The organism is Enterobacter sp. ECC-019 (assembly GCF_043974075.1).
In the GTDB taxonomy this organism is placed as follows: domain Bacteria; phylum Pseudomonadota; class Gammaproteobacteria; order Enterobacterales; family Enterobacteriaceae; genus Enterobacter; species Enterobacter asburiae_D.
This window is the reverse complement of record NZ_CP143759.1, coordinates 2565241-2584395: the sequence shown is the minus strand read 5'-3', so window position 1 is coordinate 2584395 and position 19155 is coordinate 2565241. Positions and strand designations below refer to the sequence as shown.

Genomic DNA, 19155 nt, shown 5'->3' with positions numbered 1-19155 from the left:
CTGCATACTGGATTATCACCGGGAAATCGTTATGACTGACGACGTTATTGGGGCAGGAACCCACCAGCAACTGATTACCTTACTCACCGAGCAGGGCGCGCGGTTTCGCGTCATGGAGCACGAGGCGGTCGGGAAATGTGAAGCGGTAAGTGAAATTCGCGGGACCGATCTGCGGCAAGGCGCTAAGGCCCTGGTCTGCAAGGTGAAGGGAAACGGTGTAAAAAAACACGTTCTGGCGATCCTCGCCGCCGATCTGCAGGCTGACCTGAGCCAGCTTGCCAGCCATTTTGGCGGGCTGAAGGCCTCCCTCGCCAGCCCGGCCGAGGTCGATACCCTGACCGCCTGCGTTTTCGGCGCTATCCCGCCCTTTAGCTTCCATCCTGATTTGGCACTGGTTGCCGACCCGCTGCTGTTCGAGCGTTTTGACGAAATCGCGTTTAACGCCGGCCTGCTGGAGAAATCCGTGATTATGGATACCCAGGATTACCTGCGCATCGCCCGTCCTGAGCTTGTGAACTTCCATAAAGCGTAACCGCTATGGCTGGCGACCCTGTCAGCCTTTTCTTTCCAGGAACAGTACGGAGGCGACGAGAATAACGGCAATAGCGAAAAACGATGAGGAGATAATCAGCGTTTCAACAAACATGTGATCGTTCATGATGGCGACCCCTTTTGCGATATCTGCCTCCGTTTTAATCCGCGTAAATGACAAGGTTATGACAACAATAAAATCTTTTTAAAACTGTCCTGCGTCGCGTTTGCGCGTACTGTAAGCAGGTTAATTATTTTGGCAAGGATTCCCTATGTTTGACCCTACTCTGCTCATTCTCCTGGCACTCGCCGCGCTCGGCTTTGTCAGCCATAACACCACCGTGGCCATCTCGATTCTGGTGCTGATTATTGTTCGCGTGACCCCGTTAAATAGCTTTTTCCCGTGGATTGAAAAACAAGGGCTCACCATCGGGATCATCATTTTAACCATCGGGGTAATGGCGCCCATCGCCAGCGGTACGCTTCCCGCCTCAACCCTGCTGCACTCGTTTGTAAACTGGAAATCGCTGGTAGCGATCGCGGTGGGGATTTTTGTTTCGTGGCTGGGCGGACGCGGCGTTACGCTGATGAGCAGCCAGCCCTCGATAGTGGCGGGTCTGCTGGTGGGCACCGTTCTGGGCGTGGCGATCTTCCGCGGCGTTCCGGTGGGGCCGCTGATTGCGGCAGGCCTTGTCTCTCTGTTTATCGGGAAGTCGTAGTCAGGCTGGCCATATAGCGCGCTGGCGTCTGGCCCAGACCCTTCCTGAACATGGTGATAAACGCGGTGGTAGAGTCATAACCCAGTGACTGTGCCACCTGCTGTACCGATTTCCCACTAATCAAATGCTGTAACGCCACGATCAGCTGCAGCTGGTGACGCCAGCGGCGAAAGCTTAAGCCGGTCTCTTTCACCACCAGCCGCGCCAGGCTGCGTTCGCTCATGGCGAAGTGGCTCGCCCACTGCGCCAGCGTCTGCCAGGCGGCAGGCTCTTCCGCCATTTTCTCGCTCATCAGCCGAATTTTAGGATGGGGCGACACGGGCAGCTGCAGATGCTCCTGACGCTGGAGCGGCAGCTCGTCAAACAGGACGTCCACCAGGCGCGATGTGGCCGCAAGAGGCAGTTGTTCACGCGATTTTTCCGCCAGGGATAAAATCAGCTCCCGCACCAGAGGAGAGATTTTCAGGGTGCAGCAGCGTTCGGGCAAGCTTGCCGCCCCCGGTTCAATGAACAGAAAGCAGAGCTGCGCGCCCGGCGTGGCCCTGTTGCTGTGCGGCATTTGGCCGGGGATCCAGACGGCGTACTGGGGCGGAACCATCAGCATGGCATTTTCCACTTCGCAGGTGATCGCGCCGCCGAGGGCCAGGATCAGCTGCCCCTTACGGTGATGATGTCGGGGAATATATTGTTCTTCCGCCACCACGCGGATGCGAAATGCGACGGCCGCATCGTGCTGGCTATCGGGATCATAGCCGTCCAGTCCCAGACCAATCATCAGTTTGTCCGATTTTAGCGATAAACTGTCATTTTAGCCTGATTTCAACCGCGGAGAAAATCGGTATTGTGTGCGCTCGCTTGAACGTATGAGAACATAATGACTACTGCTATTCGCACCTCAGGAAAACACGGCGCGCTGTTGATTGCAGGCATCCTGATGATTGCCACTACGCTTCGCGTCACCTTTACCGGCGCAGCCCCGCTGCTCGACACTATTCGTCTTGATTATGGCTTAAGCACGGCGCAAACCGGTCTGCTGACCACCCTGCCCCTGCTGGCTTTCGCCCTCGTCTCGCCGCTCGCCGCAGGCGTTGCCCGACGTATCGGCATGGAGCGCAGCCTGTTTATCGCCCTGCTGCTGATTTGCGCCGGAATTGCGGTTCGCTCGCTGCCTTCCGCCACGCTGCTTTTCACCGGAACCGCAGTCATTGGCTGCGGGATTGCGCTCGGGAACGTGCTGTTACCCGGATTAATCAAACGTGACTTTCCGGGACAGGTGGCGAAACTCACCGGAGCCTATTCCCTGACGATGGGCGTCTCGGCGGCGTTTGGCTCAGCGATGATTGTGCCCCTGGCGCAGGGTAGCGCGGGCTGGCATGGCGCGCTGCTGATGCTGATGGCGTTTCCGCTGGTCGCACTGCTACTCTGGCTGCCCCAGTGGCGTCAGAAACACGTTGCAACGGTAACGGGCGCTGGCGCGCTGCATAATCGCGCCATCTGGCGCTCGGCCCTCGCCTGGCAGGTGACGCTCTTTTTGGGGATTAACTCGCTGATTTACTACGTCATCATCGGCTGGCTGCCAGCGATATTGCTTAGCCACGGCTACAGCGAAGCGCAGGCCGGCTCGGTGCATGGTCTTTTACAGCTGGCTACGGCCGTGCCTGGCCTTGCCGTGCCTCTGGTCCTCCACCGTCTGAAAGATCAGCGGGTCATTGCAGGCGCAGTGGCGCTGCTGTGCGCGGTAAGCGCGGCGGGGCTGTGGTTTATGCCTGACATGGCGGTGATGTGGACGCTGGTGTTTGGCTTTGGCACAGGGGCAACGATGATCCTCGGCCTGACGTTCATCGGGCTGCGCGCCAGCTCCGCGCACCAGGCTGCGGCGCTCTCCGGCATGGCGCAGTCGATTGGCTATCTGCTCGCCGCCTGTGGCCCTCCGCTGATGGGTAAAATTCACGATAGCGCGGGTGACTGGCGGATCCCGCTCCTGGGCTGCGCCCTGGCCGCCGTGATAATGGCTATTTGCGGCGTTCTGGCCGGGCGAGACCGGGAGATCGCGCCCCGTTAAACAGTGTGGCAGACCATCGGGTCTGCCTTTTCTTACCCGCGCGCCGCGCGCAGCATCGCCTGCACCAGCACCACCGGGCGTCCTTCCAGCGCACCACGCTCATGCTGGAATAAGGTGATCACGAAGAACGGGTGCGTAACCAGCTCTGCGGCGCGAATTTCACCCTGTTCGTCCCAGCCCGTAACATGCATATCACCGCTTTCCAGCGCCAGGGCAAACGCCGGCGACACGCCATAGTTACAGTGATACCCCTCTTCAATTTCCGGCTTGCCGTACGCCTTCGCGATCAGCGTATTTTTGCGCAGCTCAATGGCATCGGTTTTTTCCACCAACGAGCAGGCCAGCGGTGCAATCACCATGGTGCCTTCGGTATCCGTCTCAGCGTGTGCCGCATCAGCCCAGCCCAATACATTGCGGGCATATTCAATCAGCGCATGCTGGAATCCACCGCAGGTGCCAAGGAACGGAATGCTGTTTTCACGGGCGTAGCGCGCGGCGATAAAAGCGGCCTCGGTATTTTTATAGGGGCTGGCGGGAACCAGCCAGATGGCATCGTAGCCCACCAGATCTTCAGGGCTTGTCAGCTCCGTGGTAGCAAGCCAGTCGTAATCGGCGGTGAGGTCAAGGACTGCGGCGGCGTCGTCAATGGCCAGCGGGATCGCCTGATGTGCAATAACATTGGGATTGTAATCGCCAACCAGCGCAATGCGCAGCGTCGTTTTAACCGGGAGGTGTTCCATGAAAGGTTCCTTATGCCAGAGTATTATCAGATAACATAAGGAACCTCAGACTACCGATCTTCTGCAATTATCACAATACCTTAAATTGGGAGGGTGGAATCATGATTCAATGCAAACGCGTGTACGAACAGGCAGGTCCGGACGACGGCTATCGGGTGCTGGTGGACAAGCTGTGGCCGCGCGGGGTCAAAAAAACGGACCTCGCGTATGATGAATGGTGTAAAGCGCTCACGCCCTCGAATGAATTACGCAAGGCCTTTCATAGCGAAACCATTGATTTCGCCGCCTTCAGTAAGGCCTATCGGGAAGAGCTGGCGCAGCACGCTGACGAGGGAATGCGTCTGGCGACGCTGGCGAACAGGCAGACCGTCACCCTGCTCTTTGCTGCCAAAGACACGAAGCAAAATCACGCCCTGGTATTAGCCGACTGGCTGCGCCACCTCTGATCAGCCGATCGCCAACTCGTCAAGCATTTGCGGTGCTTCATCGGGGGTGAGCGGCATCAGGTGTTCGGCGCGGACAAACGCAAAGCCGTGCTGATTATCAAAGGCGTAAACATCACCTGTCACCAGCCAAAGCGCGCGATCCGCAGTTGCGGGGAGTTGCGTCATCACGCCGTTGACCGGGTTCACGAAACGCAGGCCAGGCTGGCACAGGCCAAACAGCTCAACAGATTTACCAATATTGCGACGGCCTGACGCCGTGCGGGCACCCACGATCATCGCCATGCTGCCCGGTTTAAGCTGGAACATACTTCTCTCACGATAACGGTAGCCAGGAACTGGCTAAGAATAATCCTAAAGAGAAGTGTATCGCAGGCAATATACGTCTGTCACCTGGTGGGTTGCGGATGATCGCGACGGTAGAGCGTCCATTCATCAATCACTTCGCCACCCGGTAGTTTGCACTCTGTGCGTATGCCCTGCGGGCTTTGAACCGGGATCTGTTCCCCGCCTTTCTCCAGACAGTATACGGAGGCCGGGTTCGCCATACCGATAGCGTGCGGGGGTTTCGGTGCATCGGGTGGGGTCGTTTTAGCGGTGCAGGCCACCAGGGGAAGCGCCAGCGCCAGAAGCAGAAATCTCATCTCAATGATCCTCGTGACATCATTACAGTCTAAGGGTAACGGGTCACCGCCGCTTTCTCCATGATTTCTCCATTTTAACTGCACTTTTCAACACTATAGTGGGGCGTGTTCTTGATATGACCAGAGAACATCATTCCGTAATCAAGATGTCTTTGCCCCGGTCTCAACAACGGGGCCTTTTTTACTCTGCCGCTGCCCTCGCCCTGCATATATTAAATTTTCTATATTCATGTTTTACTATGCCTGAAGTCTAAAAACTCAGCATAACATGCAGATGCAGACGTCATCTGCCTGGGAGTCATTCTACGTCATGTCGGATATTATCCTTGCCCGTGTTTCAGAAACCCTCGCCACTGAACAATCCCTTGAAGGTCTCGTTCGTCAGCTGCTTGAGATGCTGGAGATCGTGACGGACATGGAGTCGACTTACCTCACCAAGGTGGATATCGAAGCTCGACTGCAGCATATCCTCTACGCCCGCAATAGCAAGCAGATGACAATCCCGGAGGGACTGAGCGTCCCGTGGGATGAAACCCTGTGTAAGCGCGCGCTGGACAGCGACACCGTATTCAGCAACGACGTCCCCGAACGCTGGCCGGAGTGCGAGGCGGCGAAAGCGCTTGGCATTACGACCTACATGAGTATTCCTGTCCATCTTGCGGATGGTTCACTCTACGGAACGCTCTGCGCCACCAGCACGGCCAGAAAGCCGCTTAGCGAGCGCGGTGAACAGGTTCTGAAGTTGTTCGCCGGGCTGATTGCCCAGTCCATTCAGAAAGAGTCGCTGGTGACCCAGCTTCGCGAAGCTAATGCCGCCCTCATCGCGCACTCCTACACGGATGCCCTTACCGGTTTACCCAACCGTCGCGCCATTTTTGAAGACCTGACCACCCTGTTTTCGCTGGCGCGCCATCTTAAACGTAACGCCGTCATCGCATTCATCGATCTGGATGATTTCAAGCTGATTAACGATCGCTACGGCCACGAGGCTGGCGACCAGTTCCTGATTGACGTGGGTAAGCGTCTGACTGAAGAAAAACAGCAGGACGATATCATTGGTCGGCTGGGCGGCGATGAGTTTCTGGTGGCGTCGTTGAGCACATCCCACAGCGAAGTCACCCTGCTTAAAACGCGTCTCAGCGCCTGTATTACCGGTGAATACGGGCTGGGTAGCATCAACCTCATTTACCCCGGCGCCAGCCTCGGCGTTATCGAAGTGGACCCTCGGGTAACCGATCCGGACAGCGCATTACGCGCCGCGGATGTCGCGATGTATCAGGATAAGAAAGGAAAAAGCAAAACACGCTTTCTCACCATGGATTAACCCCGTACACTCTACGGCATGATAGAAACCGAAACAGGTGATGGTATGAGAATAGGGATCCTCTTCCCGGTCGTTATTTTTATAACGGCGGTGGTTTTTTTAGCATGGTTTTTTGTCGGTGGTTACGCGGCTCCAGGGGCATAAATGAGAAAAACGACCCTCATTATGCTGATCGTTGCCATCGCGGCGTTTGCCGGCACGCAGCTTGGCTGGTGGTAAACCCGCCACGTAAAAAAGGCCGCCATCTGGCAGCCTTTTTTCACGCTTTTAAGCCTTAGCTTTTGATTTTTCTGTAGATAAACAGAACAACCAGCGCACCGATCACCGCGACGGCGAAGCTGCCGAAGTTAAAGCCATCGACTTTACCAAAACCGAACAGCGTACTGATCCAGCCACCCACTACCGCGCCGATAATACCCAGTATTACGGTGACGATAAACCCACCGCCATCTTTGCCCGGCATGATCCACTTCGCCAGAATACCCGCAATAAGCCCAAAGATAATCCAGGATAAAATTCCCATAACTTTCCTCTCTGTATGGTTTTTGTCATTAAATCAACGACACAAAAAAGAATAGCACAGGATTTCAGAAAGGAAATTTGTGATAGGCATCACAATGAGAGAGTGCGCAATTATTCATCAACAAAAAGAACGTGCCACATAAACTGTGGGGTTGCATCTTTTGTTGAGAAAGATTATCTTTCTCAACACTAAATAGTTGAGCGAAACACTCAGGTATTCAGTACGACATTGCTCACATTGCTTCCAGTATTTCTTGCCCACTTTTAAGTGGGCTTTTTTTTCTGTTCATACCCCAACAAACGCGTAACGGTTACGTCCTGCGCGTTTTGCCTGGTAGAGCGCCTGGTCAGCGGCAATAATAATATTTTGCTGGCTGCCCGCGATGTCGACGGCACGCGCGGTAGAAATTCCGACGCTTACCGTTACCCGTCCGAAGGGGCTAAAAGCATGCGCGATTTGCAGGGAAAACACGTTGCGTATAATCGTCTGCGCCAGTCGAAGCGCCTCCTGGATGTCCGTATCAGGCAATATCAGCGCAAACTCCTCTCCGCCGTATCGCGCCACAATCTGATTATCACGGGTAAGGCTCTTCCTGAGACTGTTTCCCAGCAGCGCCAGACACCGGTCCCCTTCAGGATGGCCGTAGTTATCGTTGTATTTTTTGAAGAAGTCCACGTCTACAATCAGTATCGAAATCGGCGCATCATGTGCGGCACAAAGCGCGATTTCCGAGAGGATTTTTTCATCAAAAATACGACGGTTGTAAAGCCCGGTCAGCGCATCCTCAGAAGCGATAATCTTCAGCGCCTTGTTATCTCTGGTTTTTCTTGATAAGTCGGAATACAGGAAGTATGACGCGACGATGAGTACCGCAGTGAAAACGAAAATGAGTACCGCCAGCTGAATGGCCTGCTTGCGCCACGGAGCGAGGGCCTCATCGATGCTGACGGCCACGGTGGTGACCAGCCCGTAGCGTCGGTTTTTCTCATAGGCATAAATGCGTTCGATTTTATCAAACCGCGAAATGGAACTGGCTATCCCGGTATTTTGTACCTTGAGGTATTTCCTGAAGAGAGGTGAATCAGAAACAATCGTGCCGATATAGGTATTTTTAAAAGGATAACGGACCAGCAGTACGCCTGACTCGGTTGTTAAGCCAATGACGCCCGAGTGACCAATATTAATCTGCCCGTAGAGCGCGAGAAAATTCTCGATACCCAGCGTCACCACCACAACACCATTAAATGCCCCGGTGTGGGTTTCAAGGCGCCGGCTAATGGTGATGACCCATTTACCATTGGTTCTGCTGACTACGGGCTCACCAATAAAAATCTGCTGATTTTTATTTTCCTTGTGATACATAAAAAATGACCTGTCCGATCCTTTGCGTGGGCCCATAAAAGTTTCGTGTAATGCGGTAAAGATATCGCCCTGAGCATCGTAAACAACCACATTATTAATCTGGGTAAGGAGATTATCCTGATTATTTATCATCCACTGAACATGGGTCGCCTGTTGCGGGGTCATGCCATAAATTTCGATTATGTCAGAAACGGTAGTAATTAACATTTCACTCTGGCGCATGATCCCCTCGGTATAGACATCAAGGGTATGGCTCAGGTTAGCGACGCTGGTATTAATTTGCTGGATTGACTGCTGCCTGGACGTGGCAATTTGGACGGCAAGCGACAGCGAGATGATCAATGAGACAATGATGACGGTAATGGTTGTTGTGTAAAAAGTATTTTTCACATGCACGAGCTTTTCCACCTTATCACGCCTGACATCCCTGGCTGACAACTCTTGTCACTGTAACAAAGCTCAGGATAAGAGGAAAATGAATTGCACTTAAGCATACAACAGAAGCTCGTCTTAATTTCGTTTTACAAACTTACCGTCTCCCGGGGCTTAGATAAAATGACTTTAATAAAATCGATATACGAGACGGGCTTACCAAAATAATAACCCTGCAACAGGGTAATCTCATTACGGTTGAGATACTCCAGCTGCGCTTTCGTTTCTACGCCTTCAGCCACAATACGCAATGAGAGTTTTTTCGCCAGGTCAATGACGCAGTCCAGCAGGATCGTAGAGTCCTTTTCATCTGAAACCCGATTCACAAAGCTTTTATCAATTTTAATATAATCAATGGCAAGCGCATTAAGGCATGACAGCCCTGAATAACCTGTACCAAAATCATCCAGGGCAATGACAAAACCGGCGTTATGCAGCATGTTAAGGTTTTCCACCAGGTGAGGATTATCAGTCAGCGGTTCACGCTCGGTCACCTCGAGAACCAGTTTGACTTCTTTACCCTGAAATCCCTTTCCGAAGACGCGACAGTCACCGATGAAGGAAGGCGCATTGATGTGTCTGGCGCTGATGTTCACCCCGATATGAAACCCGTCCGGTAGCTTAGGCAAAAGCGGCTTAAGCTGTGTCACCACTTTCGCCATCAACCCTTTGGTTAGCGGAATAATCAAACCGCTACGTTCGGCAATCGGAATAAAGACATCCGGAGGGATAAAGCCTGACTTTGGATGCTTCCATCTTGCCAGAACTTCAACCCCATACAACCCGCCGGTATCGCCGTTCACGATCGGCTGGTAATAAGGCTCGATCTCCCCCTGCAAAATGGCCTTACGCAAATCGTCTTCAAATGAGGTGCTTTTCCCCTTGTAACGGCGGATCAAAATGCCCACCGCTACCGATAGTGCAAGAATAAGCAGTATCAGGCTCCATCCCTGCTGCAGGAGCCGCGTCAGGCTAAAAAAGGCAGGAGGTTGCCAGGCCAGGCTAAAGGGGAATTGCGTTGACGCCGTAATCGCTCCCGACCAGGAGGCGGCTTTCCACCCGGTAACATCACCGTTGCGCCCAAGCATGCTTTCGCCGACAACCAGCCCCAGATCTACGCTGTTTGATGCGCTCGCGATGACGTCCCGCAAATGCGCGTCACTGATGCTGACGATGACGCGCCCTGCCGCGACAGGCATCTGGAAAATAAGCACCGGAATGCCGTTTACCAGCCGATTACCAGGTAACAGCATCAGTTTTTCAACAGGCACTCTCTCCGGATGAATAATCAACACGCCATTCCCGGGAAGGGAAGTACAGATGATTTTACCCTGCTGCTGGATCATGATGGCGCGCAGATGCGGTTTTAGCGCGGCCTCTGTCCCCAGCACCAGCTGTCCGCTACGGGTACACCCTTCGGACGCAACGCGCTTCGCCGTGTTGGCCGCACTGACGGCTTCAGCCAGAATGTTTTCTATTTTATGAGTGCTTGCCGTGGCGGTATGACTATTATTGAGCTTCGCCATCTGCCATAGCTGCCAGTTAATAATCAGAATGCCGCTCAGAAAAAGAAACAAGGCACTGAGAATAGGGATCATCACGTTGCGCACGAGGTTTTCCTTAATAGAAAAAGCAAGCATGGATGTTCCGGGAGAAGAGCCTGTGCTAGCCCGGTATTGCTTATAACAATGAAAATAGCTTAGCTGAGAATTGTCTTAAAAAACTGATGCTTTCGTATGAGTTCACCTGCCCGATTTTACTCACCTGACGTGACTATCAGGCTTGTACCTTGCCCTGGCTGTGTTAAGATTTGTGAAATCAGGGAGCGGACAGGATAACCGGGAAATGAAAAAGCTCATTGCCGTTGCGATCGTTTCAACGCTTCTGGTCATTCTGTCTCTTTATGCGGTCAATTCTGTTATCGTGCAGCAGCAGCAGAGCAAGCAGCGTGAGATATCCCATACCCTGTTACGTTATTCAGAAGACCTTTCCCAAAGCGTGGCGCTGGCCCTTAAAAGCATTACTACGCAGGGATGTGATAAAACCAGCCTTGATAGCTACCGGCAAATAACGCTGAATAACTATTATTTTGACGATATCGGTTTTATCGAGAAGGGGAAAATAGTCTGTACTGCCTTTTGGGGTAAACTTGCAGCGCCCGTTGCCCTTCCTTCAGAACTGCATAAAACGCCGAGAGGGTTTCTCCTGGCACAATTTTCCAGAAAAGATTTTTTCTCGGGCAATGCGGCAATTTATAATAATATTATTATCTTCACCACCCGCTATGCTTACGATAAATTCACTCCGGTTACGGCAAGCTATTCTCTCAGTACCACGACCAAAGACTTCGGCAGAGTCTTTTTTTCAACCGTCCCTGAGTTAACACAGCAGAGCTGGCTGCATTCGAGGTTGTTTACCCTGACCCTTACGCAGTGCAGCGTCCTCTGGGACCTGTGCGTCATCGTGAAGCATCACGACGCTGGGCTGGCCTCGTTACCCCCCTTTATCTTTTCATTTCTTACAGTCATTCTCTATTTTATCTGGGTCGCGATAACGTTATTTATCTTCCGCATCTATGAAGACCGTTTTTCTCTGGAACGCACGCTGATCAAAGCCGTCATCACCAATACCATCAGCGTTAACTACCAGCCCATTATCCGCATTCACGATCAAAAAATCGTGGGCGTCGAAGTTCTGTCGCGATGGCGCGATCAAAAGCATGGGGACATCTCTCCGGAGCTGTTTATCCCATTAATTAAAAAGATTGGTCTGTATAAAAAATATTACAGTAATATTATTGAGAAATCCCTTTCAGAGATTGCCCCACTGGCGATTAAACATCAGCTGATCGTCTCCATTAACGTTGGGCGGAAGGAAATTGAAGACGGGCAGTTCATCAACATTTTGCGCCGCGAGTGTTTAGCCAATCACCTTCCCCTTTCCCTGATGAAGGTCGAACTTTCTGAGAAAGCCGTTTCCACGGCAGATATCCTCGAGGGGTTTTGTCAGGAGCTCAAATCGCTCGGCGTTAAAATATCAATAGATGATTTTGGCGTGCAAAATTCAAACCTCGCCCGCCTGTCGCTGCTTGAATATGATGAGATCAAAATCGATAAGTCGTTAGTGGACGGCATTAGCGAGCATTATAAGCAAAACATCTTTGCTATCTTCAGCGATGCCCTCGCGAGATTGAATAAGACCCTTGTTTTCGAGGGCGTGGAAAATGAAATTCAATATCGCTTTATTGCGAGCAGATATCCCGATGCGCTGATTCAGGGATGGTATTTTTCAAAAGCACTCACCCGCCGCGAGCTGGCGAAACGACTCACCGGGGTCGCACCGTAACCAGAAGCCTTGCGCGTCCGTTTTTTTCCAGTCGGGCATTTCTATTTTTTACGCAAAAACATATAGTCGTCACAATCAGACGGTAGATTACCCTGACGCACACTCATATTTTGGTTAAAAACGTGAAATTATCCTTACTATTCCCAGTGGTACTCTTTTGTCTGACCGTTATTTTCGCGCTGTTTATCGACGCTCCCGCTTCGCATATTCTGCGGAAAAAATGCATGTGGTCCGATAGCGTGATGCTGAGCTGTATCGCAAAGCATCAGCATAACGGTTTCTGAAGCAGACTATTCATTTCCCCACTGATTGAGGAAATTCGCAATATCATCAATGCGGCCCGCACGGATCCCGGCCTCAGTAGCCATCTCCTGCTGAGCCTCCTCGCTGATCTCCTCATTATTCGATAAACGGGTGAGCAGCAGCTGGAAATAATGCGCCAGCGCGTCGCGCTCTGACTCAGCGACGGGCTCTGCGGCTTCCGTCGCATACTCATCGGCAATGTCATAATATTTCAGTGGGATATCGTTGTTCATAACTGTCTCGTCGCTAACCTGTAAAGGTAAAGCCATCAGTATATCGGACACCTTACCTCAACCAAAGCATTGCTTCAGATGAGTAACGCAAGCAGCGCTGCGAGCGCGGGCGCGGCCTGTACATACAAAATTTTTCGGCTGGCGGTGGCTGCGCCAAAGAGCCCGGCGATCAATACGCAGGCCAGGAAGAAGATGGCCACCGGAATACCCTTTTCGCCGAGCCAGAGGCTCCAGAGCAGACCGGCCGCCAGAAAGCCGTTATACAGCCCCTGGTTTGCGGCCAGCACGCGGGTGTCGCGCGCAAAGTCGGGACGCAGATTAAAGGCCTTATGCCCTGTTTTGGTATTCCACAGGAACATTTCCAGCACAAGAATGTAGAGATGGATGAGTGCAACAACAGTGATAAGGACTGTGGCTAACATCGTGTTGTCTCCCGCAGGCAGAGGCAAAAAAAACGGGAACCCTCAGGCCCCCGCTCTTGTTTAACCCAGAATCTGGATTACATGTTCGCGATAATTGCGTCGCCAAACTCTGAACATTTCAGCAGTTTAGCGCCTTCCATCAGACGTTCGAAATCGTAAGTTACGGTTTTCGCGTTGATCGCGCCTTCCATACCTTTAACGATCAGGTCTGCGGCTTCGAACCATTCCATATGACGCAGCATCATCTCTGCGGACAGGATGATAGAGCCTGGGTTCACTTTGTCCTGACCTGCGTATTTTGGTGCAGTACCGTGGGTCGCTTCGAACAGGGCGCACTCGTCACCGATGTTCGCGCCAGGGGCGATACCGATACCGCCAACCTGTGCTGCCAGGGCGTCAGAGATGTAGTCACCGTTCAGGTTCATACAGGCAATCACGTCGTATTCAGCAGGACGCAGCAGGATCTGCTGCAGGAACGCATCGGCGATCACATCTTTAATGATGATCTCTTTGCCGGTGTTCGGGTTCTTGATCTTCTGCCATGGGCCGCCGTCGATCAGCTCACCGCCGAACTCTTCTTTCGCCAACTGGTAGCCCCAGTCTTTGAACGCGCCTTCGGTGAACTTCATGATATTGCCTTTGTGAACCAGGGTCACAGAGTCACGGTCGTTGGTGATTGCATATTCGATGGCTGCACGCACCAGACGTTTGGTTCCGTCTTCGGAGCACGGCTTGATGCCGATACCGCAATGCTCAGGGAAGCGAATTTTCTTCACGCCCATCTCTTCGCGCAGGAATTTAATTACTTTTTCTGCGTCAGCAGAGTCCGCTTTCCATTCGATACCCGCGTAGATGTCTTCTGAGTTTTCGCGGAAGATAACCATATCGGTCAGTTCAGGGTGCTTAACCGGGCTAGGAGTGCCCTGATAGTAACGAACCGGACGCAGACACACGTACAGGTCCAGCTCCTGACGCAGTGCCACGTTCAGGGAACGGATACCGCCGCCAACTGGCGTCGTCAGTGGGCCTTTAATAGCAACACGGTAGTCGCGGATCAGGTCCAGCGTTTCTGCTGGCAGCCAGACGTCCTGGCCATAAACTTGAGTAGATTTCTCACCGGTGTAAATTTCCATCCAGGAAATTTTACGCTCGCCTTTGTAGGCTTTCTCAACAGCGGCATCAACCACTTTTAGCATTGCCGGGGTAACGTCTACACCGATACCGTCACCTTCGATGAACGGAATAATCGGATTGTGAGGAACGTTAATCTTGCCGTTTTGCAGGGTGATCTTTTTACCTTCCGCCGGAACAACTACTTTGCTTTCCATTAACCTCTCCTTCGAGCGCTTCTGGTTGTTACTGATCTTATGTTAATAAATTGTAATGAGCCCTTCGATAGTACCTGATTGTCCTGCGCCATGAAAGGTCTTCGTTATTAGGCTATAATGCGGCAATTGATAACGCCTGAAAATACCATGAAGAAAACTTCTTTTACAAAACACCGGGTTGAGCGATTCAGCTCGCGACAAGCCGCCAGAAGACCGCAGGAAACCCAGCCGAAGCGGGTTATTTTGTTCAATAAACCCTACGATGTTTTGCCGCAGTTTACCGATGAAACCGGGCGCAGCACGCTGAAGGACTATATTCCCGTTCAGGGCGTCTACGCAGCCGGGCGTCTGGACCGCGACAGCGAAGGCCTTCTGGTCTTAACCAACGACGGTGCTTTACAGGCGAAGCTCACGCAGCCCGGGAAACGCACCGGTAAAATTTACTTCGTACAGGTGGAAGGCGAGCCGGATGAAGCGACGCTGGCAGCGCTACGCAGCGGCGTGACGTTGAACGACGGCCCAACCCTGCCCGCAGGTGTTGAACGCGTGAATGAACCGGAGTGGCTGTGGCCGCGCAACCCGCCGATTCGCGAACGCAAATCCATTCCGACAAGCTGGCTCAAAGTTACCCTTTATGAAGGCCGCAACCGCCAGGTTCGCCGCATGACCGCGCACGTCGGCTTCCCTACCCTGCGTCTGATTCGCTACGCCATGGGCAGCTACACCCTGGAAACGCTGGCAAACGGCGAATGGCGCGACGTTACCCCTTAAGGAGTCACTATGTTTAAACCTCATGTCACGGTTGCCTGCGTGGTCCACGCCCGGGGTAAATTCCTTGTTGTCGAAGAGAGCATTAACGGCAAAGCGCTGTGGAACCAGCCTGCCGGACACCTTGAAGCCAATGAGACCCTGCTGCAGGCAGCGAAACGCGAGCTGTGGGAAGAGACCGGCATCCACGCTGAACCCCAGCACTTCATCCGTATGCACCAGTGGATCGCGCCGGATCACACCCCGTTTCTGCGCTTTTTATTTGCCGTTGAGCTTAGCGAAACGTGCGCCACTGAACCGCACGATGACGATATCGATCGCTGCCTGTGGGTGACCGCCGACGAGATCCTGAACGCACCAAACCTGCGCTCTCCGCTGGTTGCGGAAAGCATTCGCTGCTGGCAGTCTGCGGGTCGCTTACCGCTGGATGTTATCGGCGCATTTAACTGGCCGTTTACAGAGGGTGTCAATGGTGGGGGGGCGTGATAGAATACGCCGCCTTGAAGTTCAATGTCGTGAGTATTCCATGTCAGATAACAGCCAGAAAAAAGTGATCGTCGGCATGTCCGGCGGTGTCGATTCCTCCGTTTCCGCCTACCTGTTACAGCAACAGGGCTATAAGGTGGAGGGCCTGTTCATGAAGAACTGGGAGGAAGATGATGGCGAGGAATACTGCACTGCCGCTGCGGATCTCGCCGACGCGCAGGCCGTATGCGATAAGCTCGGCATTGAACTGCACACCGTTAACTTTGCCGCAGAATACTGGGACAACGTTTTTGAACTGTTCCTGGAAGAGTACAAAGCGGGCCGCACGCCGAACCCGGATATTCTGTGCAACAAAGAGATCAAATTTAAAGCCTTCCTGGAATTCGCCGCGGAAGATCTGGGCGCCGACTTTATTGCGACCGGCCACTACGTGCGTCGTGCAGACGTGAATGGTAAAAGCCAGCTGCTGCGCGGCCTGGACGGCAACAAAGATCAAAGCTACTTCCTCTATACGCTGAGCCACGAGCAAATCACCCAGAGCCTGTTCCCGGTCGGCGAACTGGAAAAGCCGCAGGTGCGTAAAATCGCCGAAGAGCTGGACCTGATCACCGCGAAGAAAAAAGACTCTACCGGCATCTGCTTCATTGGTGAGCGCAAATTCCGCGATTTCCTGGGACGTTACCTCCCTGCACAGCCGGGTAAAATTGTCACCGTCGACGGTGAAGAGATTGGCCAGCATCAGGGGCTGATGTACCACACGCTCGGTCAGCGTAAAGGCCTGGGTATCGGCGGGACCAAAGAAGGTAGTGAAGATCCGTGGTATGTTGTCGACAAAGACGTCGAAAACAATATTCTGGTTGTTGCCCAGGGTCACGATCATCCGCGTCTGATGTCCGTTGGCCTTATTGCGCAGCAGCTGCACTGGGTCGATCGTGAGCCGCTGAAAGGTACGCTGCGCTGCACGGTGAAAACCCGCTACCGTCAGACCGATATTCCTTGCACCATAACAGCGCTCGATGATGACCGCATTGACGTGCGCTTCGACGAGCCGGTCGCCGCCGTCACCCCGGGTCAGTCTGCTGTATTCTACAGCGGTGAGATTTGCCTGGGCGGCGGGATCATTGAACAGCGCCTGCCGCTGCCTGCTGTTTAATACGATTGCACACATAAAGGAGACCGTGTGGCGAAGAACTACTATGACATCACCCTGGCGCTGGCGGGAATTTGCCAGTCAGCCCGTCTGGTGCAACAGCTGGCGCATCAGGGTCATTGCGACGCTGACGCCCTGCACGTTTCACTGAACAGCGTTATCGATCTCAACCCCGGCTCGACCCTGGGCGTGTTCGGTGGCAGTGAAACCAATCTTCGTCTCGGTCTTGAAACCCTGCTTGGCGTGCTTAACGCCAGCAGCCGTCAGGGATTAAACGCGGAGCTGACCCGCTACACGTTGAGCCTGATGGTACTGGAGCGTAAACTGAGTGCGGCGAAAGGCGCGCTCAATACCCTGGGCGATCGTATTGCCGGGTTACAGCGTCAGCTCGACCATTTTGACCTGCAGTCCGAAACGCTGCTCAGCGCCATGGCCGGCATTTATGTTGACGTCATCAGCCCGCTGGGCCCGCGTATTCAGGTCACCGGCTCCCCTGCCGTGCTGCAAAGTCCGCAGGTACAGGCAAAAGTGCGCGCGTCCCTGCTGGCAGGGATCCGCGCCGCCGTGCTGTGGCACCAGGTTGGCGGTGGCCGCCTGCAGTTAATGTTTTCTCGTAATCGCCTGACCACTCAGGCAAAACAAATTCTTGCTCATTGTTAACCTCCCGGAGTTGCGAATTATGGAATTATCCTCACTGACCGCCGTATCCCCTGTCGATGGACGCTACGGCGATAAAGTCAGCGCGCTGCGCGGGATCTTCAGCGAATATGGTTTGCTGAAGTTCCGTGTTCAGGTTGAAGTACGCTGGCTGCAAAAGCTGGCCGCCCAGGCAGCAATCAAGGAAGTTCCTGCTTTTGACGAAGAGGCAAACGATTACCTTGATAAAATCGTTGCCGAGTTCAGCGAACAAGACGCCGCGCGCATTAAAATCATTGAACGCACCACCAACCACGACGTGAAAGCGGTTGAGTACTTCCTGAAAGAGAAAGTGGAAAGCGTCCCTGCGCTGCATGCCGTGTCTGAGTTCATTCACTTCGCCTGTACCTCTGAAGACATCAACAACCTCTCTCATGCGCTGATGCTCTCCACCGCGCGCAAAGAGGTGGTGCTGCCTTACTGGCGTAAAATCATCGACGCGGTAAAAGCGCTGTCCGTGGAATACCGCGACCTTCCGCTGCTCTCCCGTACCCACGGCCAGCCAGCCACTCCATCCACGATGGGTAAAGAGATGGCGAACGTCGCGTACCGTATGGAGCGCCAGTACCGTCAGCTGGAGCAGGTTGAGATCCTCGGCAAAATCAACGGCGCGGTCGGTAACTATAACGCCCACATCGCCGCTTACCCGGAAGTGGACTGGCACCAGTTCAGCGAAGAGTTCGTGACCTCTCTGGGCATTCAGTGGAACCCGTACACCACGCAGATTGAGCCGCACGACTATATCGCCGAACTGTTTGACTGCATCGCCCGCTTCAACACCATCCTGATCGACTTCGATCGTGACGTGTGGGGCTACATCGCCCTGAACCACTTCAAGCAGAAAACCATCGCCGGGGAAATCGGCTCTTCCACCATGCCGCACAAAGTAAACCCAATCGACTTCGAAAACTCCGAAGGCAACCTGGGCCTGGCGAACGCCGTGCTGCAGCATATGGCGAGCAAACTGCCGGTATCCCGCTGGCAGCGAGACCTGACCGACTCCACCGTACTGCGTAACCTGGGCGTGGGCATTGGCTACGCGCTGATCGCGTATCAGTCCACCCTGAAAGGCGTGAGCAAACTGGAAGTGAACCGTGACCGTCTGCTGGACGAGCTGGATCACAACTGGGAAGTGCTGGCGGAGCCAATTCAGACCGTGATGCGCCGTTACGGCATCGAAAAACCGTACGAGAAGCTGAAAGAGCTGACCCGCGGCAAACGCGTTGACGCTGAAGGCATGAAGCAGTTTATCGACGGTCTGGCGCTGCCGGAAGAAGAGAAAACGCGCCTGAAGGCGATGACCCCGGCGAACTACATTGGCCGCGCCATCACCATGGTCGACGAGCTGAAGTAACGCCCTTCCCCCCCTTTTCACCCGAAAAGGGGGATGCTTTTCCCCGGTTTACTCAATGTTTATCCCCACAACAACATAATCAGCGTTAGACTGCACAGCGAAAATCACAACCAGCACCAAAACAATAAGTTACTTATCATTCAGTCGCTTACTGAAATTGCAATGCGGACATTATCGGACAATAATGGTCATTTTATCGCCCCAAATCATGCCCCCAGTTCAGTTTTGCCCCCAAATTTGCCCCCAAAATCGACTCTTTTATCGTCCCTTCACTGTCGTTCTTTCCTGTT

General features: G+C 53.4%; 23 protein-coding genes. 12 read left to right on the top strand and 11 right to left on the bottom strand.

Going from position 1 to position 19155, the window contains the following annotated elements:
• Positions 1–31 precede the first annotated feature (31 nt).
• Entirely contained in the window at positions 32–532 is a 501-nt protein-coding gene (locus tag V1566_RS12285) for a YbaK/prolyl-tRNA synthetase associated domain-containing protein (RefSeq protein WP_029739834.1), read from the top strand.
• A gap of 21 nt (positions 533–553) precedes the next feature.
• Here the strand turns inward: V1566_RS12285 and yoaI are convergent, their stop codons facing one another.
• On the bottom strand, positions 554–658 hold the full coding sequence (gene yoaI, locus V1566_RS12280; RefSeq protein ID WP_010430055.1) for a small membrane protein YoaI: 105 nt from the start codon (positions 656–658) through the stop codon (positions 554–556).
• Between the two features lie 145 nt (positions 659–803).
• Between yoaI and V1566_RS12275 the strand changes: the two genes are divergently transcribed.
• The gene (locus V1566_RS12275; protein ID WP_121423405.1) at positions 804–1250 is read left to right on the top strand and encodes a DUF441 domain-containing protein; all 447 of its coding nucleotides are present in this window, start codon (positions 804–806) and stop codon (positions 1248–1250) included.
• Here V1566_RS12275 and V1566_RS12270 read toward each other — a convergent pair.
• Entirely contained in the window at positions 1234–2025 is a 792-nt protein-coding gene (locus V1566_RS12270; RefSeq protein WP_159513908.1) for a helix-turn-helix domain-containing protein, read from the bottom strand. The genes V1566_RS12275 and V1566_RS12270 overlap by 17 nt on opposite strands.
• Positions 2026–2124: 99 nt before the next feature.
• On the opposite strand from V1566_RS12270, the gene V1566_RS12265 reads away from it, so the two are divergent.
• Positions 2125–3312, top strand: coding sequence for a CynX/NimT family MFS transporter (locus V1566_RS12265; protein ID WP_395303458.1), 1188 nt, complete (start codon positions 2125–2127; stop codon positions 3310–3312).
• 32 nt (positions 3313–3344) lie between these two features.
• Here V1566_RS12265 and V1566_RS12260 read toward each other — a convergent pair whose 3' ends face one another.
• Positions 3345–4052, bottom strand: a complete 708-nt coding sequence (locus V1566_RS12260; protein ID WP_395303457.1) for a CTP synthase — start codon at positions 4050–4052, stop codon at positions 3345–3347.
• A 101-nt stretch (positions 4053–4153) separates the two neighbouring features.
• Between V1566_RS12260 and V1566_RS12255 the strand changes: the two genes are divergently transcribed.
• Positions 4154–4498 (top strand): DUF488 domain-containing protein, encoded by a 345-nt coding sequence (locus V1566_RS12255; RefSeq protein ID WP_047061597.1) that lies wholly within the window; start codon positions 4154–4156, stop codon positions 4496–4498.
• Here the strand turns inward: V1566_RS12255 and V1566_RS12250 are convergent, their stop codons facing one another.
• Together V1566_RS12250 and V1566_RS12245 are read right to left on the bottom strand one after the other, a co-directional pair.
• Positions 4499–4804 (bottom strand): hypothetical protein, encoded by a 306-nt coding sequence (locus V1566_RS12250; protein WP_109844443.1) that lies wholly within the window; start codon positions 4802–4804, stop codon positions 4499–4501.
• A gap of 80 nt (positions 4805–4884) precedes the next feature.
• On the bottom strand, positions 4885–5139 hold the full coding sequence (locus tag V1566_RS12245; protein WP_395303456.1) for a DUF333 domain-containing protein: 255 nt from the start codon (positions 5137–5139) through the stop codon (positions 4885–4887).
• Between the two features lie 310 nt (positions 5140–5449).
• Between V1566_RS12245 and V1566_RS12240 the strand changes: the two genes are divergently transcribed.
• Together V1566_RS12240 and V1566_RS12235 are read left to right on the top strand one after the other, a co-directional pair.
• Positions 5450–6463, top strand: coding sequence for a diguanylate cyclase domain-containing protein (locus tag V1566_RS12240; protein ID WP_395305984.1), 1014 nt, complete (start codon positions 5450–5452; stop codon positions 6461–6463).
• Positions 6464–6508: 45 nt separating this feature from the next.
• The gene (locus tag V1566_RS12235; protein ID WP_014883431.1) at positions 6509–6607 is read left to right on the top strand and encodes a YoaK family small membrane protein; all 99 of its coding nucleotides are present in this window, start codon (positions 6509–6511) and stop codon (positions 6605–6607) included.
• 130 nt (positions 6608–6737) lie between these two features.
• Here the strand turns inward: V1566_RS12235 and V1566_RS12230 are convergent, their stop codons facing one another.
• From V1566_RS12230 to V1566_RS12220, 3 genes are all read right to left on the bottom strand, one after another.
• Positions 6738–6986, bottom strand: coding sequence for a GlsB/YeaQ/YmgE family stress response membrane protein (locus V1566_RS12230; RefSeq protein WP_006174788.1), 249 nt, complete (start codon positions 6984–6986; stop codon positions 6738–6740).
• 285 nt (positions 6987–7271) lie between these two features.
• Positions 7272–8756, bottom strand: coding sequence for a diguanylate cyclase (locus tag V1566_RS12225; protein WP_395303455.1), 1485 nt, complete (start codon positions 8754–8756; stop codon positions 7272–7274).
• A gap of 113 nt (positions 8757–8869) precedes the next feature.
• Positions 8870–10420 carry an EAL domain-containing protein gene (locus tag V1566_RS12220; RefSeq protein ID WP_395303454.1) on the bottom strand — a complete coding sequence of 517 codons (1551 nt, stop codon included), beginning with the start codon at positions 10418–10420 and terminating at the stop codon, positions 8870–8872.
• Positions 10421–10625: 205 nt separating this feature from the next.
• On the opposite strand from V1566_RS12220, the gene V1566_RS12215 reads away from it, so the two are divergent.
• Complete coding sequence (locus V1566_RS12215; protein ID WP_395303453.1) at positions 10626–12125, top strand: EAL domain-containing protein; 1500 nt, start codon at positions 10626–10628, stop codon at positions 12123–12125.
• Between the two features lie 290 nt (positions 12126–12415).
• On the opposite strand, the gene V1566_RS12210 is transcribed toward V1566_RS12215, so the two are convergent.
• The 3 genes from V1566_RS12210 to icd all read right to left on the bottom strand — a co-directional run bounded on the left by V1566_RS12210 (position 12416) and on the right by icd (position 14411).
• On the bottom strand, positions 12416–12661 hold the full coding sequence (locus tag V1566_RS12210) for a YmjA family protein (RefSeq protein ID WP_029739845.1): 246 nt from the start codon (positions 12659–12661) through the stop codon (positions 12416–12418).
• 74 nt (positions 12662–12735) lie between these two features.
• Entirely contained in the window at positions 12736–13083 is a 348-nt protein-coding gene (locus V1566_RS12205; protein WP_395303452.1) for a DUF1304 domain-containing protein, read from the bottom strand.
• Between the two features lie 77 nt (positions 13084–13160).
• Positions 13161–14411 carry an NADP-dependent isocitrate dehydrogenase gene (gene icd / locus V1566_RS12200; RefSeq protein WP_032657958.1) on the bottom strand — a complete coding sequence of 417 codons (1251 nt, stop codon included), beginning with the start codon at positions 14409–14411 and terminating at the stop codon, positions 13161–13163.
• 117 nt (positions 14412–14528) lie between these two features.
• Between icd and rluE the strand changes: the two genes are divergently transcribed.
• From rluE to purB, 5 genes are read left to right on the top strand one after another with little or no spacing between them, the layout of a single operon-like run.
• Positions 14529–15182, top strand: coding sequence for a 23S rRNA pseudouridine(2457) synthase RluE (gene rluE / locus V1566_RS12195; RefSeq protein ID WP_395303451.1), 654 nt, complete (start codon positions 14529–14531; stop codon positions 15180–15182).
• 9 nt (positions 15183–15191) lie between these two features.
• On the top strand, positions 15192–15665 hold the full coding sequence (locus tag V1566_RS12190; protein ID WP_395303450.1) for an NUDIX hydrolase: 474 nt from the start codon (positions 15192–15194) through the stop codon (positions 15663–15665).
• 40 nt (positions 15666–15705) lie between these two features.
• Complete coding sequence (mnmA, locus tag V1566_RS12185) at positions 15706–16818, top strand: tRNA 2-thiouridine(34) synthase MnmA (protein WP_395303449.1); 1113 nt, start codon at positions 15706–15708, stop codon at positions 16816–16818.
• A 27-nt stretch (positions 16819–16845) separates the two neighbouring features.
• Positions 16846–17475 (top strand): high frequency lysogenization protein HflD, encoded by a 630-nt coding sequence (gene hflD, locus V1566_RS12180; RefSeq protein WP_013097081.1) that lies wholly within the window; start codon positions 16846–16848, stop codon positions 17473–17475.
• A gap of 19 nt (positions 17476–17494) precedes the next feature.
• Complete coding sequence (gene purB, locus V1566_RS12175; protein ID WP_395303448.1) at positions 17495–18865, top strand: adenylosuccinate lyase; 1371 nt, start codon at positions 17495–17497, stop codon at positions 18863–18865.
• The last annotated feature ends 290 nt before the right edge of the window (positions 18866–19155 follow it).

Bases quoted from the DNA above. Each gene is read 5' to 3' on its own strand.
- V1566_RS12285 (WP_029739834.1), top strand. From the start codon at position 32: ATGACTGACGACGTTATTGGGGCAGGAACCCACCAGCAACTGATTACC.
- yoaI (WP_010430055.1), bottom strand. From the start codon at position 658: ATGAACGATCACATGTTTGTTGAAACGCTGATTATCTCCTCATCGTTT.
- V1566_RS12275 (WP_121423405.1), top strand. From the start codon at position 804: ATGTTTGACCCTACTCTGCTCATTCTCCTGGCACTCGCCGCGCTCGGC.
- V1566_RS12270 (WP_159513908.1), bottom strand. From the start codon at position 2,025: ATGATTGGTCTGGGACTGGACGGCTATGATCCCGATAGCCAGCACGAT.
- V1566_RS12265 (WP_395303458.1), top strand. From the start codon at position 2,125: ATGACTACTGCTATTCGCACCTCAGGAAAACACGGCGCGCTGTTGATT.
- V1566_RS12260 (WP_395303457.1), bottom strand. From the start codon at position 4,052: ATGGAACACCTCCCGGTTAAAACGACGCTGCGCATTGCGCTGGTTGGC.
- V1566_RS12255 (WP_047061597.1), top strand. From the start codon at position 4,154: ATGATTCAATGCAAACGCGTGTACGAACAGGCAGGTCCGGACGACGGC.
- V1566_RS12250 (WP_109844443.1), bottom strand. From the start codon at position 4,804: ATGTTCCAGCTTAAACCGGGCAGCATGGCGATGATCGTGGGTGCCCGC.
- V1566_RS12245 (WP_395303456.1), bottom strand. From the start codon at position 5,139: ATGAGATTTCTGCTTCTGGCGCTGGCGCTTCCCCTGGTGGCCTGCACC.
- V1566_RS12240 (WP_395305984.1), top strand. From the start codon at position 5,450: ATGTCGGATATTATCCTTGCCCGTGTTTCAGAAACCCTCGCCACTGAA.
- V1566_RS12235 (WP_014883431.1), top strand. From the start codon at position 6,509: ATGAGAATAGGGATCCTCTTCCCGGTCGTTATTTTTATAACGGCGGTG.
- V1566_RS12230 (WP_006174788.1), bottom strand. From the start codon at position 6,986: ATGGGAATTTTATCCTGGATTATCTTTGGGCTTATTGCGGGTATTCTG.
- V1566_RS12220 (WP_395303454.1), bottom strand. From the start codon at position 10,420: ATGCTTGCTTTTTCTATTAAGGAAAACCTCGTGCGCAACGTGATGATC.
- V1566_RS12215 (WP_395303453.1), top strand. From the start codon at position 10,626: ATGAAAAAGCTCATTGCCGTTGCGATCGTTTCAACGCTTCTGGTCATT.
- V1566_RS12210 (WP_029739845.1), bottom strand. From the start codon at position 12,661: ATGAACAACGATATCCCACTGAAATATTATGACATTGCCGATGAGTAT.
- V1566_RS12205 (WP_395303452.1), bottom strand. From the start codon at position 13,083: ATGTTAGCCACAGTCCTTATCACTGTTGTTGCACTCATCCATCTCTAC.
- icd (WP_032657958.1), bottom strand. From the start codon at position 14,411: ATGGAAAGCAAAGTAGTTGTTCCGGCGGAAGGTAAAAAGATCACCCTG.
- rluE (WP_395303451.1), top strand. From the start codon at position 14,529: ATGCGGCAATTGATAACGCCTGAAAATACCATGAAGAAAACTTCTTTT.
- V1566_RS12190 (WP_395303450.1), top strand. From the start codon at position 15,192: ATGTTTAAACCTCATGTCACGGTTGCCTGCGTGGTCCACGCCCGGGGT.
- mnmA (WP_395303449.1), top strand. From the start codon at position 15,706: ATGTCAGATAACAGCCAGAAAAAAGTGATCGTCGGCATGTCCGGCGGT.
- purB (WP_395303448.1), top strand. From the start codon at position 17,495: ATGGAATTATCCTCACTGACCGCCGTATCCCCTGTCGATGGACGCTAC.